This is a genomic window from Cellulomonas sp. JZ18 (assembly GCF_009720485.1).
In the GTDB taxonomy this organism is placed as follows: domain Bacteria; phylum Actinomycetota; class Actinomycetes; order Actinomycetales; family Cellulomonadaceae; genus Cellulomonas.
The window spans coordinates 1,732,711-1,746,518 of record NZ_CP045245.1; the positions used below are offsets into that span (position 1 = coordinate 1,732,711).

12 protein-coding genes and 1 pseudogene are annotated in these 13,808 nt (G+C 75.8%); 9 read left to right on the forward strand and 4 right to left on the reverse strand.

Annotated features, from left to right (window positions below; all coding sequences use genetic code 11):
* Nucleotides 1-10: 10 nt before the first annotated feature.
* Nucleotides 11-259: a DUF5703 family protein gene (locus GC089_RS07915; RefSeq protein WP_155377235.1), complete on the reverse strand. Its 249-nt coding sequence runs from the start codon at nt 257-259 to the stop codon at nt 11-13.
* A gap of 101 nt (nt 260-360) precedes the next feature.
* Here GC089_RS07915 and GC089_RS07920 point away from each other — a divergent pair, with 101 nt between their 5' ends.
* Nucleotides 361-654: a primosomal protein gene (locus GC089_RS07920; RefSeq protein ID WP_155377236.1), complete on the forward strand. Its 294-nt coding sequence runs from the start codon at nt 361-363 to the stop codon at nt 652-654.
* 28 nt (nt 655-682) lie between these two features.
* Here the strand turns inward: GC089_RS07920 and GC089_RS07925 are convergent, their stop codons facing one another.
* A complete protein-coding gene (locus GC089_RS07925; RefSeq protein WP_155377237.1) occupies nt 683-1,651 on the reverse strand; it encodes an aldo/keto reductase in 969 nt (322 codons plus the stop codon).
* 180 nt (nt 1,652-1,831) lie between these two features.
* On the opposite strand from GC089_RS07925, the gene GC089_RS07930 reads away from it, so the two are divergent.
* Nucleotides 1,832-2,734 (forward strand): undecaprenyl-diphosphate phosphatase, encoded by a 903-nt coding sequence (locus GC089_RS07930; protein WP_155377238.1) that lies wholly within the window; start codon nt 1,832-1,834, stop codon nt 2,732-2,734.
* Between the two features lie 40 nt (nt 2,735-2,774).
* On the forward strand, nt 2,775-4,022 hold the full coding sequence (gene mshC / locus GC089_RS07935; RefSeq protein ID WP_155377239.1) for a cysteine--1-D-myo-inosityl 2-amino-2-deoxy-alpha-D-glucopyranoside ligase: 1,248 nt from the start codon (nt 2,775-2,777) through the stop codon (nt 4,020-4,022).
* A 52-nt stretch (nt 4,023-4,074) separates the two neighbouring features.
* Here mshC and GC089_RS07940 read toward each other — a convergent pair whose 3' ends face one another.
* The gene (locus GC089_RS07940; RefSeq protein WP_155377240.1) at nt 4,075-4,932 is read right to left on the reverse strand and encodes a PAC2 family protein; all 858 of its coding nucleotides are present in this window, start codon (nt 4,930-4,932) and stop codon (nt 4,075-4,077) included.
* A gap of 252 nt (nt 4,933-5,184) precedes the next feature.
* Between GC089_RS07940 and GC089_RS07945 the strand changes: the two genes are divergently transcribed.
* Nucleotides 5,185-5,970 carry a hypothetical protein gene (locus GC089_RS07945; RefSeq protein WP_155377241.1) on the forward strand — a complete coding sequence of 262 codons (786 nt, stop codon included), beginning with the start codon at nt 5,185-5,187 and terminating at the stop codon, nt 5,968-5,970.
* A 135-nt stretch (nt 5,971-6,105) separates the two neighbouring features.
* Nucleotides 6,106-6,873: an HAD family phosphatase gene (locus GC089_RS07950; RefSeq protein ID WP_255449052.1), complete on the forward strand. Its 768-nt coding sequence runs from the start codon at nt 6,106-6,108 to the stop codon at nt 6,871-6,873.
* 97 nt (nt 6,874-6,970) lie between these two features.
* Here GC089_RS07950 and GC089_RS07955 read toward each other — a convergent pair whose 3' ends face one another.
* Nucleotides 6,971-7,840, reverse strand: a complete 870-nt coding sequence (locus GC089_RS07955) for a PD-(D/E)XK nuclease family protein (RefSeq protein WP_155379035.1) — start codon at nt 7,838-7,840, stop codon at nt 6,971-6,973.
* A 345-nt stretch (nt 7,841-8,185) separates the two neighbouring features.
* On the opposite strand from GC089_RS07955, the pseudogene GC089_RS20015 reads away from it, so the two are divergent.
* The 4 genes and pseudogenes from GC089_RS20015 to dop all read left to right on the forward strand — a co-directional run.
* Nucleotides 8,186-8,470: pseudogene (locus GC089_RS20015) on the forward strand (peptidase M50); the annotation flags it as partial.
* A 726-nt stretch (nt 8,471-9,196) separates the two neighbouring features.
* Nucleotides 9,197-10,252, forward strand: a complete 1,056-nt coding sequence (locus tag GC089_RS07960; protein ID WP_155379037.1) for a tRNA (adenine-N1)-methyltransferase — start codon at nt 9,197-9,199, stop codon at nt 10,250-10,252.
* Nucleotides 10,253-10,423: 171 nt separating this feature from the next.
* The gene (gene arc / locus GC089_RS07965) at nt 10,424-12,058 is read left to right on the forward strand and encodes a proteasome ATPase (RefSeq protein WP_155377242.1); all 1,635 of its coding nucleotides are present in this window, start codon (nt 10,424-10,426) and stop codon (nt 12,056-12,058) included.
* A 133-nt stretch (nt 12,059-12,191) separates the two neighbouring features.
* Nucleotides 12,192-13,799 carry a depupylase/deamidase Dop gene (gene dop, locus GC089_RS07970; RefSeq protein WP_155377243.1) on the forward strand — a complete coding sequence of 536 codons (1,608 nt, stop codon included), beginning with the start codon at nt 12,192-12,194 and terminating at the stop codon, nt 13,797-13,799.
* Nucleotides 13,800-13,808: the final 9 nt, after the last annotated feature.

Consider the following 13,808-nt stretch of genomic DNA (forward strand, 5'->3'; position numbering starts at 1 on the left):
GTGCGGTGGCTCAGCCCGCGGAGGAGGCGAGCGTGGAGCGCACGCGGATGATCTTGCGCCGCAGCCACACGCGTCGCTCACCGCCGGCGTACAGGCGCGTGCGGGCGAGCTCCCACCGGCCGTACTCGGCCTCGTCGGTGAGCAGGCGGCGGGCGTCGCCGGTCGACGTCGAGCGCGGGATCGTCAGGACCCGGTACTCCCACTGGCCGCCCTGGCTGGACCAGTCGTTGCGCCGCGTCGGTGTGCGCCCGTGCGCCATACGCCTCACCTCGTCCGTGTCGTCCGCCCCGGTCGGGACCCGGCCGCCCGCGCGGCCGTGATCCGCTGCCATTGTGCCTCGCACGGCGCTACGGTCGTCGCATGACCGTGGACCCGCGCGCCGCTCTCGACCGTCTGGTGGCCGCCCTGGAGGCGCACTACACCGCCGTCGTCTCCAAGCACGGGGACGACGACCCGGCGGTGGACGACGCGTACGACGTCCTGGCCGACGCGTTCGAGGTCTACGACGACGCGCTCGGCACCGTGCACGGCGAGGCGACCCCGTTCTACCTCGCGGAGGAGGACGAGGACGACGACCTCGACGAGGACGACCTCGACGAGGAGAGCGACGTCGACCTCGACGACGACGACGAGCTGGCGGACGCCGACGCCTGACCTCGGCCGACGGGCGCGCCGCGCCGGCTCAGCGCGGCCCCGGCCGCTCCGGGTAGCCGACCACGGGCGCCGTGATCTCGTCGAGCGCCGAGACGATCTCGGCGGGCAGCTCCAGGTCCTCGGCCGCCAGCGCGGACCGCAGCTGCACGGCGGTGCGCGCCCCGACGATCGCGCTCGCGACCCCCGTGCGGCCCGCGAGCCACGCGAGCGCCACCTCGAGAGGTGCCCGCTCCAGACCTGAGGCCGCGGTGACCACGGCGTCGACGACGCCGGACGCGTCCGCGGTCAGGTAGGGCTGCACGAACCCCGCGAGGTGCGCCGACGCGGCGCGCGAGTCCGACGGGATCGTGCGCCGGTACTTGCCCGTCAGCACCCCGCGGCCGAGCGGTGACCAGGCCAGCAGCCCGGCACCGAGCGCCTCGCAGGCCGGCAGGACCTCGCGCTCGACGCCGCGCTGCAGCAGCGAGTACTCCGCCTCGACGGCGGCCAGCCCGGGCTCGGGCTCCAGCAGGGTCGCCGTGCGCGCGACCTGCCAGCCGGCGTGGTTGGACAGGCCCACGTAGCGCGCCCGCCCGGTCGCGACGGCGTACCGCAGCGCGGACGCCGTCTCCTCGAGCGGCGTGCGGGGGTCCGGCGTCACCAGCCAGAGGTCCACGCGGTCCGTGCGCAGCCGGCGCAACGAGGCGTCGAGCGAGTCCAGCAGCGCGCCGCGCGAGGCGTCCACGCTCGCACCCGACGACGTGCGGCGCACACCGGCCTTGGTGCACAGGAGGACGTCGTCCCGGTCGACGACGTCGCCGAGGAGCGCGCCGAGCAGCTCCTCCGACCCGCCGTCCGCGTAGGAGGCCGAGGTGTCGACGAGGGTGCCGCCGGCCTCGACGAAGTCGCGCAGCTGCTCCGCCGCCTCGTGGTCGTCGGTGTCACGGCTCCACGTCATCGTCCCCAGCCCGAGCCGGGAGACGCGCAGCCCGGTGCGGCCCAGCCGGCGGTGCTCCATGGGGCGTCACCCTAGCCGCGGCGTGCCGCGGGCCGCGTCGCCCGGTCGTGCGCGGCGTGTGAGCGGCCCGTGCCGGGTCCGTGGTGGCGCCGTTGCCGTCGTGACGGCGCCCGGTGGGCGGTGGGGCGGGCGGCACGGGACGACGGGCGGGGCCGCGGGCCGCCGCTAGTGTTGCCGCTCGTGGCGACGGGCATCGGTACGGGCGACGGCATCCTCCTCGGTCTGGTCCAGGGGCTCACCGAGTTCCTCCCGGTCTCCTCCAGCGCGCACCTGCGCATCGTCGGGGAGCTGCTCGGCGCGGGCGACCCGGGCGCCGCGTTCACCGCGATCACCCAGCTCGGCACCGAGGCCGCCGTCCTGCTCTACTTCCGCCGCGACATCCGCCGCATCGTCCTGGCGTGGTGGGCCGCGGTGCGCGGTGCCCACGGCACCGACCTGCGTGCGCGCCTGGGCCTGCCCGCCGGTCGGCCCGCCGACCACGACGCCCTCATGGCGTGGTTCATCGCGCTCGGCACGCTGCCGATCGTCGTCCTGGGCCTGGCCTTCCAGGACGCCATCGAGCGCCCCTTCCGCAACCTGTGGCTCGTCGCGCTCACGCTCGTGGTCTTCGCGCTCCTGCTGGGCTGGGCCGACCGGCGCGGTGCGAAGCAGCGGCCCCTCGAGGAGCTGACGCCCCGGCACGCGCTGGCGTTCGGGTTCTGGCAGGCGCTCGCGCTCGTGCCCGGCGTCTCGCGCTCCGGCGGGACCATCACGGGCGGGCTGCTCATGGGCTACACCCGCGAGGCCGCCGCCCGGTACTCGTTCCTGCTCGCCATCCCGGCGGTGTTCGGGTCCGGTCTGTACCAGCTCGCCAAGAGCGTCGGGGACTTCGGCCAGGCCGGGACGCCGAGCGTCGGTGTGACGTTCGTCGCGACCCTCGTCGCGTTCCTCGTCGGCTACGTCGTCATCATCGCGTTCCTCAAGATCGTCTCGACCTTCAGCTACACGCCGTTCGTCTACTACCGGATCGGCCTGGCCCTGGTCGTCGTGCTGCTCCTGCTCACCGGGGTCCTCGAGCCCGTGAGTGCGCCCGCGAACGCCTGACCCCGGCGGGCCCGCCGTCGCCGCCGGTTAGGCTTCCGGCGTGCGCACCTGGCCCGCCCCCCAGATCCCGCGGCTGCCCGGGGAGGGCGGTCCGGTCCTCGTCCACGACACCGCGAGCGGCCGCCTCGTGGAGGCCGCACCCGGGCCGGAGGCGACCCTCTACGTCTGCGGGATCACCCCCTACGACGCCACGCACCTCGGCCACGCCGCCACCTACATCGCGTTCGACGTCCTGGTGCGGGCGTGGCGGGACGCCGGCAAGCGCGTCACCTACGCGTCCAACGTGACGGACGTCGACGACCCGCTGCTCGAGCGCGCGGCCGCCACGGGTGTGGACTGGCAGGCGCTGGCCGACGACCAGGGGGCGCTGTTCCGCTCCGACATGACGGCCCTCGGCGTCGTTCCCCCCGACGTCTACCGGGGCGTGGTCGAGACCGTGCCGCAGATCGCCGAGGCGGTCCGTCGCATGCTCGAGGCGGGGGCGGCCTACCGCGTGCCCACACCGGACGCCGAGGGCGACGACGTCTACGCCGACGTGTCGGTCGACCCCGCCTTCGGGACCGTCGCCCGCCTGGACGAGGCGACGATGCACGCCCTGAGCGCCGAGCGGGGTGGCGACCCCGACCGGCCCGGCAAGCGGTCCCCGCTCGACCCGCTGCTGTGGCGTGCGGAGCGTCCGGGCGAACCCGCCTGGGACGCCCCGGGCCTCGGCCGGGGACGTCCGGGCTGGCACATCGAGTGCGCGGTCATCGCGGCCGACGGCCTCGGCGTGCCGTTCGACGTGCAGGGCGGCGGGTCCGACCTCGTCTTCCCGCACCACGAGTCCAGCGACTCCCACCTGCGCGTGCTCGACGGCGGCGCCGCGGCGCGCGTGCACGTGCACGCCGGGATGGTGGGCTACGACGGGCAGAAGATGAGCAAGTCGCTCGGGAACCTCGTGCTCGTCTCGCGGCTCGTCGCCGACGGCGTCGACCCGATGGCCGTGCGCCTGGCCGTGCTCGCGCACCGGTACCGCGACGACTGGGAGTGGACGGCCGCCGACCTCACGGCGGCCCAGGAACGCCTCGCCACCTGGCGGCGCGCCCTGGCGGGCAACGGCGGCCCCGACGCGGCCCCGGTGCTGGCGGCGGTGCGCGCGGCCGTGGCGGACGACCTCGACACGCCGACGGCGCTCGCCGCCGTCGACGCCTGGGCGCGCACCGCCCTGGCGGGGGAGGTGCCCGTCGAGGAGGGGGCACCGGGCGTGGTCGCACGGACCGTCGACGCCCTGCTGGGCGTCCGCTTCTGACCCCGGCCGGCCGGCCGGTCGGCACCGGGACGCGCAGCGGCGCCCGGTCGGGTCAGCCCCCGGTGCCCTTGTCCCGGCGGCGCAGGTAGCGCTCGAACTCCTGGGCGATCGCCTCGCCGCTCGCCTCCGGCAGCTCCGCGGTGTCCTTCGCCTCCTCGAGCTGGCGCACGTACTCGCCGATCTCGCTGTCGTCCCCGGCGAGCTCGTCGACGCCGTGCTGCCACGCGACCGCGTCGTCGGGCAGGTCGCCCAGCGGCACCGGCTCGCCCAGCAGTGACTCGATGCGGTGCAGCACCGCGAGCGTCGCCTTCGGGGACGGCGGGGCCGCGACGTAGTGGGGCACGGCCGCCCACAGGGACAGCGCCTGCAGACCGCGCGCCGCCGCCTCGTGCTGCAGGACCCCGACGATCCCGGTCGGGCCCTCGTACGTGTTCGGCTCCAGACCCAGCAGCTCGCGCACGTCCGGGTCCTCGCTCGTCGCGTTGACCGGGATGGGGCGCGTGTGCGGCACGTCCGCCAGGAGCGCGCCGACCGTGACGATCGTGCGCACCCCGAGCCCCTCGGCGATGTCGAGCAGCTCGGCGCAGTAGCGGCGCCAGCGCATCGACGGCTCGATGCCGTGCACGAGGACGACCCGGCGACCCGTGCGGGGGGTCGTCGCGACGGCCACGGCCGTCGTGGGCCACGTGATCTCCCGCGTGCCGTCGGGCCCCGGCCCGACGACCGGACGGTTCACCTGGAAGTCGTGGTACTCCTCGGGGTCGAGCTCGTCCACCTGGTCGGCGCCCCACGCGTCGTGCAGGTGCTCCAGCGCGGCCGTCGCGGCGCCACCGGCGTCGTTCCAGCCCTCGAAGGCCGCGAGCAGCACGGTCTCGCGCGCCGGCAGGTCGGCTCCGGTCGGTTCGGTCACCGTCCCAGCCTAGGGCGCGCCGCCCGGCGGGGTGCGTCGAGCCGTAAGCGGGGGGCTGCGCCACGGCGGACCGGGGTGCCATGCTCGGCGCGACGGTGCCGCCGGTCCGACGAGGGGCCGGCGGGCCGACGAGGGCAGGGGAGCCATGCGTCGAGGTCTGCGTGCCGTGCTGACGGCCGCCGGGATCGTGTCGGGACTGGTCGCGGGGGTCGCGCTCGCCGCGCCCGCCGCGGCGGACGAGGGAGCCGCGCCGTGGGAGTGCGGGCGGGGGACGCCGGCCCCGAGGGCGGGGTCGTGCCGGGCGACCTGCTCGTGCCGGCCGGTGAGGCCTGCGTGCTCTGGCGCGTGAGCGTCGAGGGCACGGCGACCGTCGAGGACGGCGGCCGGCTGTCGCTGGGCGCGGGCGGCGTCGAGGGGGACGTCACCGCCGGGCCGGCGGCGAGCGTCCTGCTGACCGACGGCACGACGGTCTACGGCGGCATCGCCGGGCGGGGCGCCGAGGTGCGGGTCGACGACTCGGTCGTCGTCGGCGACGTCACGCTCGCCGAGCGGGGCGGCCTCGTCGTGCACGACTCGTCCTTCAGCGGGTCGCTGACGGGCGAGGTGCGCGAGTGGGCGCTCGCCGGCAGCGTCGTCGCCGGTGACGTGGACCTGCGGTCGTGGGTCAGCGGCGACCTCGGCACGTCCTACGTCGCCGGGTCGGTGACGATGCGGCGCGGTCTGCAGCACGTCGTGCAGTCCGCGGTGCAGGGGCACCTGACGTCCGACCTCGCCGAGCAGGTGCGGATGTGCACGAGCGAGGTCGGCGGCAACCTGAAGGTGAAGAACAGCCGGACCGACGTCGTGCACGTCGGGGCGTCCGTGGGCCCGCTCGACGCCTGCTACGACGACGGCGACAACCCGCTCGACGTGACCGTTGGTGGCTCCGCGTGGTTCATGGACAACCGGCACTCCGTGCTGCTCGGCACGCTGACGGTCGCCGGGGACCTGGGCTGCTGGGGCAACACCGGGCCGCGGGGGTCGTGCAGGAGGCCGTGACGGTCGGGGGACCCGCAAGGCGCAGTGCGCCTGACGGGCCCCCCGGCGCGGCGGCCCGCGCTGCGCCGACGCGTGCGGTCGTGCGACGCCCGGACGGGCGTCGCACGACCGCCGGTTAGCCTGGGCGCGTCCCTCGTGCCCGCCCCGTCCCGGTGGCGGGCCGCCGCGCCCGCCCCGGAGGCCATGCTGACCAGCACCGAGCACGTCCCGGTCGTCCCCTCGTCCGCGCCGGCCGCGGACCTGCCCGCAGCCGTGCTGTGGGACATGGACGGCACCCTCATCGACACCGAGCCGCACTGGATGGCGGCGGAGGTCGAGCTCGTGGAGGCGCACGGCGGGGTGTGGACCCACGCGGACGCCGTCGGGATGGTCGGCAGCTCCATGGCCGTGTGCGCCGCGGCGCTGCAGGAGCGGGGCGTCGCGCTCGGTGTCGAGGAGATCGCGCACGCGCTCAACAGCGCGGTGGGTGCGGCCGTCGCGGCCGGCATCCCGTGGCAGCCGGGTGCGCGCGAGCTCGTCGAGGCGCTGCGTGCGGCGGGCGTGCCGCAGGCGCTCGTCACGTCGTCGTTCGGGGTGCTCGCGGAGCCGTTCGCCGAAGCGGTGGGCGTGTTCGACGTCGTCGTCGCCGGCGACCGGGTGCGTCGGCCCAAGCCGGACCCGGAGCCCTACCTCACGGCGGCGCGCCTGCTCGGCGTCGACCCGGCGCGCGCGGTCGCCGTCGAGGACTCGCCGTCGGGGATCGCCGCCGCCGTCGCGTCCGGCGCCCGCGTCGTCGCCGTCCAGGCCGTCGCGCCCATCTCCCCGCCGCCGGGCGTCACCCGCACGGCGTCGCTGGCGCACGTCGACCTCGAGGTGCTCGTGCGCGTCGCCGCCGGGGAGACCCTCGACCTGCGCGCCGCCTGAGCCTCCGGCGCGCGACCCGCGCCGCCCGCGCCGCCCGCAGCCCCGGCGCGCCCTGGCCCGCCCTGGTGCGCCCAGCTGCGCGCGCCGGCGCCCCGCCTCAGCCCGCGGCCTGCGCCACGGGCACGACGCCGATCGCCCGCTCCACCGCACCCGGAGGGACGGGCGGCGGCGTGCCGCCGAACTCGGGGCAGCGGTCGCGGAACGCGCACCAGTCGCACAGCCGGGAGGGACGCGTGCGCCAGTCGCCCGAGCGTGCCGTCTCCTCGATGCCCGACCAGATCGAGCGCACCCGCGACTCGAGCGTGTGCATCTCGGGCTCCGTCGGCTCGTGGGCGACCACCACGCCGTCGCCCAGGTACGCCAGCTGCAGGCGCTTGGGCAGCACGCCGCGCGTGCGCCACACGACGTACGCGTAGAACCGCATCTGGAACAGCGCGCTGCTCTCGAAGCCGGCGCGCGGCGAGCGCCCCGTCTTGTAGTCGACGACGCGCACCCACCCGTTCGGTGCCACGTCCACCCGGTCGATGACACCGCGCAACCGCGGCCCGTCCTCGAGCTCGACCTCCACGCGCAGCTCGCGCGCACGCGGCTCCAGGCGCGTCGGGTCCTCGAGCGTGAAGTACGTCGTCAGCAGGCGCTCGGCCGACGCCACCAGCTCCGCACGCTCCTCGTCGCCCGGCGTCAGCGCCGCGTACGCCTCGGACTGCGCGGTCAGGACCTCCCAGTGCACGGGCACGAGCGCGTGCGCGACCTGCGGCGTGCGCTCCGCCGCGGGCAGCTCGAACAGCGCCTCGAGCACCGCGTGCACGAGCGTCCCGCGCGCCGCCGCGAGCGACGGCGGCTCCGGGAGGCGGTCGACGACGCGGAAGCGGAACAGCAGCGGGCACTGCAGGAAGTCGTTCGCCCGCGACGGCGACAGCCCGGGCGCGGACGGGCGCGCCGCGGCGTCCGCCGGCGCGTCGTCCACGACGGCGTCCCGGCGGTCGGGTGCGGGGGAGAGGTCGGTGTCCACGGCCACGGGACGAGGGTAGGCGCCGCCACCGACAGGGCCGACAGGCCCCCGACCGTAGGGTGGGCCCGTGAGCAGCCCCCGCCCGCGCGCCCCACCGGCTGGGTCCTCGGGCACGTGGCCGGCGCCCCCGTCGTCCTCGCCCCGAGCTGGCTCGTCATCGCGGTGGTCCTCACCGTCCTGTCCGCACCGCTCGCCGAGGGGTGGACGGGACGGACGGGCGCCGTCGCGTACCTGGTCGCGGGCGTGTTCGTCCTGCTCCTGTTCGCCTCGCTGCTCGTGCACGAGCTCGCGCACGGCCTCGTGGCGCGCCGGCGCGGGCAGCAGCCGGAGGCGTTCGTCCTCACGCTGTGGGGCGGCCACACCCGGTTCGACACGGCGGCGGCGACGCCCGCGTCCGCCGCGCTGGTCGCCGGGGTCGGACCGCTCGCGAACCTCGTCCTGGCCGTCGTCCTCGTCGTCCTCGCACGCCTCGTCGCGCCCGGCACCCTGCTCGAGGACGTGCTGCTCGCCGGCGCCGCGGCGAACGCGGCCGTGGGCGCCTTCAACCTCGTGCCCGGCCTGCCCCTGGACGGCGGTCACGTGCTCGCCGCCGCGGTCTGGGCCCGCACCGGCGACCGGCACCGGGGCCAGGTCGTCGCGGGGTGGCTCGGCCGCGTGGTCGCGGTCGCGATCACGCTCGCCGCGCTCGCCGAGCCGCTGCTCACCGGCCGCACGCCCAGCATCGCCACGGTCGCCTGGGCCGCCCTCCTCGGCGCCTTCGTCTGGTCCGGCGCGAGCGGCGCCATCCGCGGCGCCCGCACGGCCCGGGCCGTCGACGGCCTGAGCGTGCGCTCGGTCGGCCGTCCCGCCGTCGCCGTCGGCGCGCGGGCGACGCTCGCGGACGCGCGCGCCGCCGCCGCCGCGGCCGGCGCCGAGGAGGTCGTCGTGGTGGCGCCCGACGGCCGCCCCGCCGCGTACGTCGACCGCGACGCCGCCGCGCGGGTCCCCCGGCCCTCGCGGGCACGACGAGCGTGGGCGCGGTCTGCGCCCCGCTGCCCGTCGGCGCCGTCGTCGACGGGACGCTCGTCGGCCAGCCGCTGCTCCAGGCGCTCGCGGAGGCCACCACCCACGCACCGGTGGTCGTGGCGCTCGTCGACGAGCACGTGGTGGCGCTCGTGCGCACGGCCGACGTCCTCGCGGTCCTGCGCGGCTGAGCCCTCCACGAGCACCGGCGCCCGCCCCCGGCGGACGGGGCGTCCCGACCCGGTCCGACGCGCGGCCCGTGCCGCCGTGCCGCCTAGACTCGCCCCCGTGACCCACCACGACGCGCCCGTGCCCGCCCCGACCGGGGCGGAGCAGCGCCGCGGACCGTTCCGCGTCGGCGAGCGCGTCCAGCTCACCGACCCGCGCGGCCGCCTGCACACGATCACCCTGCAGCCCGACGGCTCGTTCCACACCCACAAGGGCTACTTCCGGCACGCCGAGCTCATCGGCGCCCCGGAGGGCGTGGTGGTGCGCAACACCTCCGGCGTCGAGTACCTGGCGTTGCGCCCCCTGCTGTCCGACTACGTGCTGTCGATGCCGCGCGGGGCGGCCGTCGTCTACCCGAAGGACGCCGGTCAGGTCGTGACCATGGGCGACGTCTTCCCGGGCGCCACCGTCGTCGAGGCCGGCGTCGGCTCGGGCGGCCTCACGCTCTCGCTGCTGCGCGCGGTGGGCGACGGCGGGCGCGTGCTGTCGGTCGAGCGCCGCGAGGACTTCGCGGCGATCGCGCGCGGCAACGTGGAGGCGTTCTTCGGCGGGCCGCACCCCGCGTGGACCCTCACCGTGGGCGACCTCGCCGACACGCTGCCCACCCTCGTCGCCCCGGGCACCGTGGACCGCGTGGTCCTCGACATGCTCGCCCCGTGGGAGAACCTCGACGCGGTGGCGGGCGCGCTCGCCCCGGGCGGCGTCCTCGTCTGCTACGTCGCGACGACGACCCAGCTGTCGCGTCTCGCCGAGGACGTGCGCACCGACGGTCGGTACACCGAGCCCGAGGCGTGGGAGTCGATGGTCCGCGGGTGGCACCTGGAGGGCCTGGCCGTGCGGCCGCAGCACCGGATGGTCGGGCACACCGGCTTCCTGCTGACGACGCGGCGCCTGGCGGACGGGGTGGAGCCGCCGCAGCGCAGGCGCCGCCCGGCCAAGGGCTCCTACCCGGTCGCCGAGGACGGGGCGCCGGCGGCGGACGCCACGCTCTGGTCGCCGGAGGCGCTCGGCGAGCGCGAGGTGTCGGACAAGAAGGTGCGGCGCGTGCGTCGCGACCTGCACGTGGCCCCGGAGGACCTGGCGGACGCGTCGGGCGCGGCCACGGACGTCGTCCCGGACGAGCCCGCCGACGGCTAGGTCGGGGTCCCGGTCGCCGCTCGTCCCACCCTCCGGGACGGTGGCGACTCACCCCGCCGCGGGCGGCGCGCTGGTTGACATCGGCGGTTAGGGTCGTCGGACCAGCAGGCACAGCGGCGTGCACGGTGGACCGGAAGGACGCAGCGCGACGCGGAACGGAGGGCCGACACCATGACCGAACCGGCTGCCCCTGCACACGACCTGCATCGCGAGCTGGCGGTGCTCGCCGCGAAGAACGAGCGCCTCAGCGAGGCCCTCGTCGCGGCACGCGAGCAGATCCTCGAGCTCAAGCGCCAGGTGGACGACCTGGCCAAGCCCCCCGGCACCTACGCGACGTTCCTCGCCGCGCGAGCGGACGGGACCGTCGACGTCATCTCCGCCGGCCGCAAGATGCACGTCGGCGCGAGCCCGACGCTCGACGTCCAGCGTCTGCGCCCCGGGCAGGAGGTCATGCTCAACGAGGCGCTGACGGTCGTCGAGGCCGGCGGCTACGAGCAGGTCGGCGAGCTCGTCACGGTCAAGGAGATGATCGGCGAGGACCGCGCGCTCGTCGTGGGGCGCGGTGACGAGGAGCGCGTCGTGCGCTTCGCGGGCCAGGTGCGTGACGCGCGCGCCCGCGTGGGCGACGCGCTGACGATCGACGCGCGCAGCGGCTTCGTCTTCGAGGTCATCCCGCGCGCCGAGGTCGAGGACCTCGTGCTCGAGGAGGTCCCCGACATCGACTACGGCGACATCGGCGGCCTGGGTCCGCAGATCGAGGCGATCCGCGACGCCGTGGAGCTGCCGTTCCTGCACCCCGACCTGTTCCGCGAGCACGGGCTGAAGCCGCCGAAGGGCGTGCTGCTCTACGGCCCGCCGGGGTGCGGCAAGACGCTCATCGCCAAGGCGGTCGCGCACTCGCTCGCCGCCACGGCGGCGGCGGCCCGTGGGGAGGACGCCGCGGACGCCCGCAGCTTCTTCCTCAACGTGAAGGGCCCGGAGCTGCTCAACAAGTACGTGGGCGAGACCGAGCGGCACATCCGGCTCATCTTCGCCCGGGCGCGGGAGAAGGCGTCGCAGGGTCACCCCGTGGTGGTGTTCTTCGACGAGATGGAGTCGCTGTTCCGCACGCGCGGCACCGGGGTGTCGAGCGACGTGGAGACGACGATCGTGCCGCAGCTGCTCTCGGAGATCGACGGCGTCGAGCGGCTCGACAACGTCATCGTCATCGGTGCGTCCAACCGCGAGGACATGATCGACCCGGCGATCCTGCGGCCGGGGCGGCTCGACGTGAAGATCAAGATCGAGCGGCCCGACGCCGAGGGGGCGCGCGAGATCTTCGCGAAGTACCTGACGCCCGAGCTGCCGATCCACCCGGACGACCTCGCGGAGCACGGCGGCTCGGCGGCGGCCGCCGTCGAGGCGATGATCGCGCGCGTCGTCGAGCGCATGTACTCGGAGAGCGACGAGAACCGCTTCCTCGAGGTCACGTACGCCAGCGGGGACAAGGAGGTCCTCTACTTCAAGGACTTCAACTCCGGGGCGATGATCCAGAACGTCGTCGACCGCGCGAAGAAGACCGCGATCAAGGACCTGCTGTCCACCGGGCAGCGCGGCATCCGCGTCGACCACCTGCTCTCGGCGTGCGTCGACGAGTTCAAGGAGAACGAGGACCTGCCGAACACGACGAACCCCGACGACTGGGCGCGCATCTCCGGCAAGAAGGGGGAGCGCATCGTGTTCATCCGCACGATCGTCCAGGGCAAGAAGGGCGTCGACACGTCCCGCACGATCGAGAACGTGACGAGCACCGGTCAGTACCTCTGACCGGACCGGCGACGGCGCACCGCTCCCTGCGGGGGCGGTGCGCCGTGCCGCGTGCGCCGAGGTCCGGGGTCCGCCCGTGCCCGGTCGTGGGCGGACCGGACGTCGCGGCGGGTGCGCCGCCTAGGGTGGACGCGTGACCGTGCGCCGCGTGATGGGCATCGAGACCGAGTACGGCGTCCTGCAGCCGGGACGGCCGATGGCGAACCCGATGCTGCTGTCGAGCCACGTCGTCGCGGTGCACGCCGCGGCGCGCGAGGCGGGACGCGCGCGGGCGCGCTGGGACTACGACGACGAGGACCCGCTGCACGACGCGCGCGGGTTCCACCTGCAGCGGGCCGCCGCGCACCCCTCGATGCTCACGGACGTCCCCGAGTCGCCCGCCCCCTCGGGCGACGGCCTGCAGGAGATGCCGCGCTCCACGGTCGAGGAGTACGAGGACCCGGGTGCCGCGAACGTCATCCTCACCAACGGCGCGCGGCTGTACGTCGACCACGCGCACCCGGAGTACTCGACGCCGGAGGTGACGAACCCGCTCGACGCCGTGCGCTGGGACCGGGCGGGCGAGCTCGTCATGCTGCACTCGGTGCGTGCGCTCGCGTCGAGCGCGGCGCTGCCCGACGTCGCCCTGTACAAGAACAACGTCGACGGGAAGGGCGCGACGTACGGCACGCACGAGAACTACCTCGTCGACCGTGCCGTGCCGTTCGCGGACCTCGCCGCACGCATCACGCCGTTCCTCGTCACGCGCCAGGTGTTCACCGGTGCCGGGCGGGTCGGCATCGGCCAGCGCGGGGAGGTGCCGGGGTTCCAGCTGTCGCAGCGCGCGGACTACATGGAGGCCGAGGTCGGTCTGGAGACGACGCTGCGCCGGCCCATCGTCAACACGCGCGACGAGCCGCACGCCGACCCCACGCGGTGGCGCCGGCTGCACGTGATCATCGGCGACGCGACCATGCTCGAGCCGGCGACGTACGTGCGGCTGGGCACGATGTCGCTGGTCCTGTGGCTCGTCGAGCAGGCGGAGGCGGGCGTCCTGCCGCCCGACGTGGTGCGTGCGGTCGACCACCTGGCGCTGCGCGACCCGGTGGCGGCGGTGCACGCCGTGAGCCACGACCTGACCCTCCGCGAGCGGCTCGAGCTCGCGGACGGCCGGCGCCTGACGGCGCTCGACGTGCAGGCGGAGTACCTCGCGGCCGTGCGGGCCGCCCTCGACGCGACCGGGGGCACCGACGACGAGCAGACGGCGGACGTCCTGCGCCGGTGGTCCTCGCTGCTCGAGCGCCTGGGCACGGACCCCGCCTCGTGCGCACGCGAGGTGGAGTGGCTGGCCAAGCTCCGCCTGCTCGAGGGCATGCGCCGCCGTGACCACCTCGACTGGGACCACCCCCGCCTGGCGGCCGTCGACCTGCAGTGGTCGGACGTGCGCCCGGAGCGCGGCCTGTACCAGCGGCTCGCGGCGGCGGGCGCGGTCGAGCTGCTGGTGACCCGCGAGGAGGTCGCCGAGGCCGTCGTGCGTCCGCCGGACGACACCCGTGCGTTCTTCCGCGGCGAGGCCGTCGCGCGGTACGCCGGGGAGATCTCGGCGGCGAGCTGGGACTCCGTGGTCTTCGACGTCGCGGGCGCCGACACCCTGCAGCGGGTGCCGATGCGTGACCCGCTGCGCGGCACGCGTGCGCACGTCGGCGAGCTCCTGGAGCGCAGCCCGGACGCCGCCAGCCTGCTCGCCGCGCTCGGCGCCTGACGCCGTCCG

Coding starts and splice junctions, on each gene's coding strand:
- GC089_RS07920 (WP_155377236.1), top strand. CDS start 361: ATGACCGTGGACCCGCGCGCCGCTCTCGACCGTCTGGTGGCCGCCCTG.
- arc (WP_155377242.1), top strand. CDS start 10,424: ATGACCGAACCGGCTGCCCCTGCACACGACCTGCATCGCGAGCTGGCG.
- GC089_RS07925 (WP_155377237.1), bottom strand. CDS start 1,651: ATGGAGCACCGCCGGCTGGGCCGCACCGGGCTGCGCGTCTCCCGGCTC.
- GC089_RS07915 (WP_155377235.1), bottom strand. CDS start 259: ATGGCGCACGGGCGCACACCGACGCGGCGCAACGACTGGTCCAGCCAG.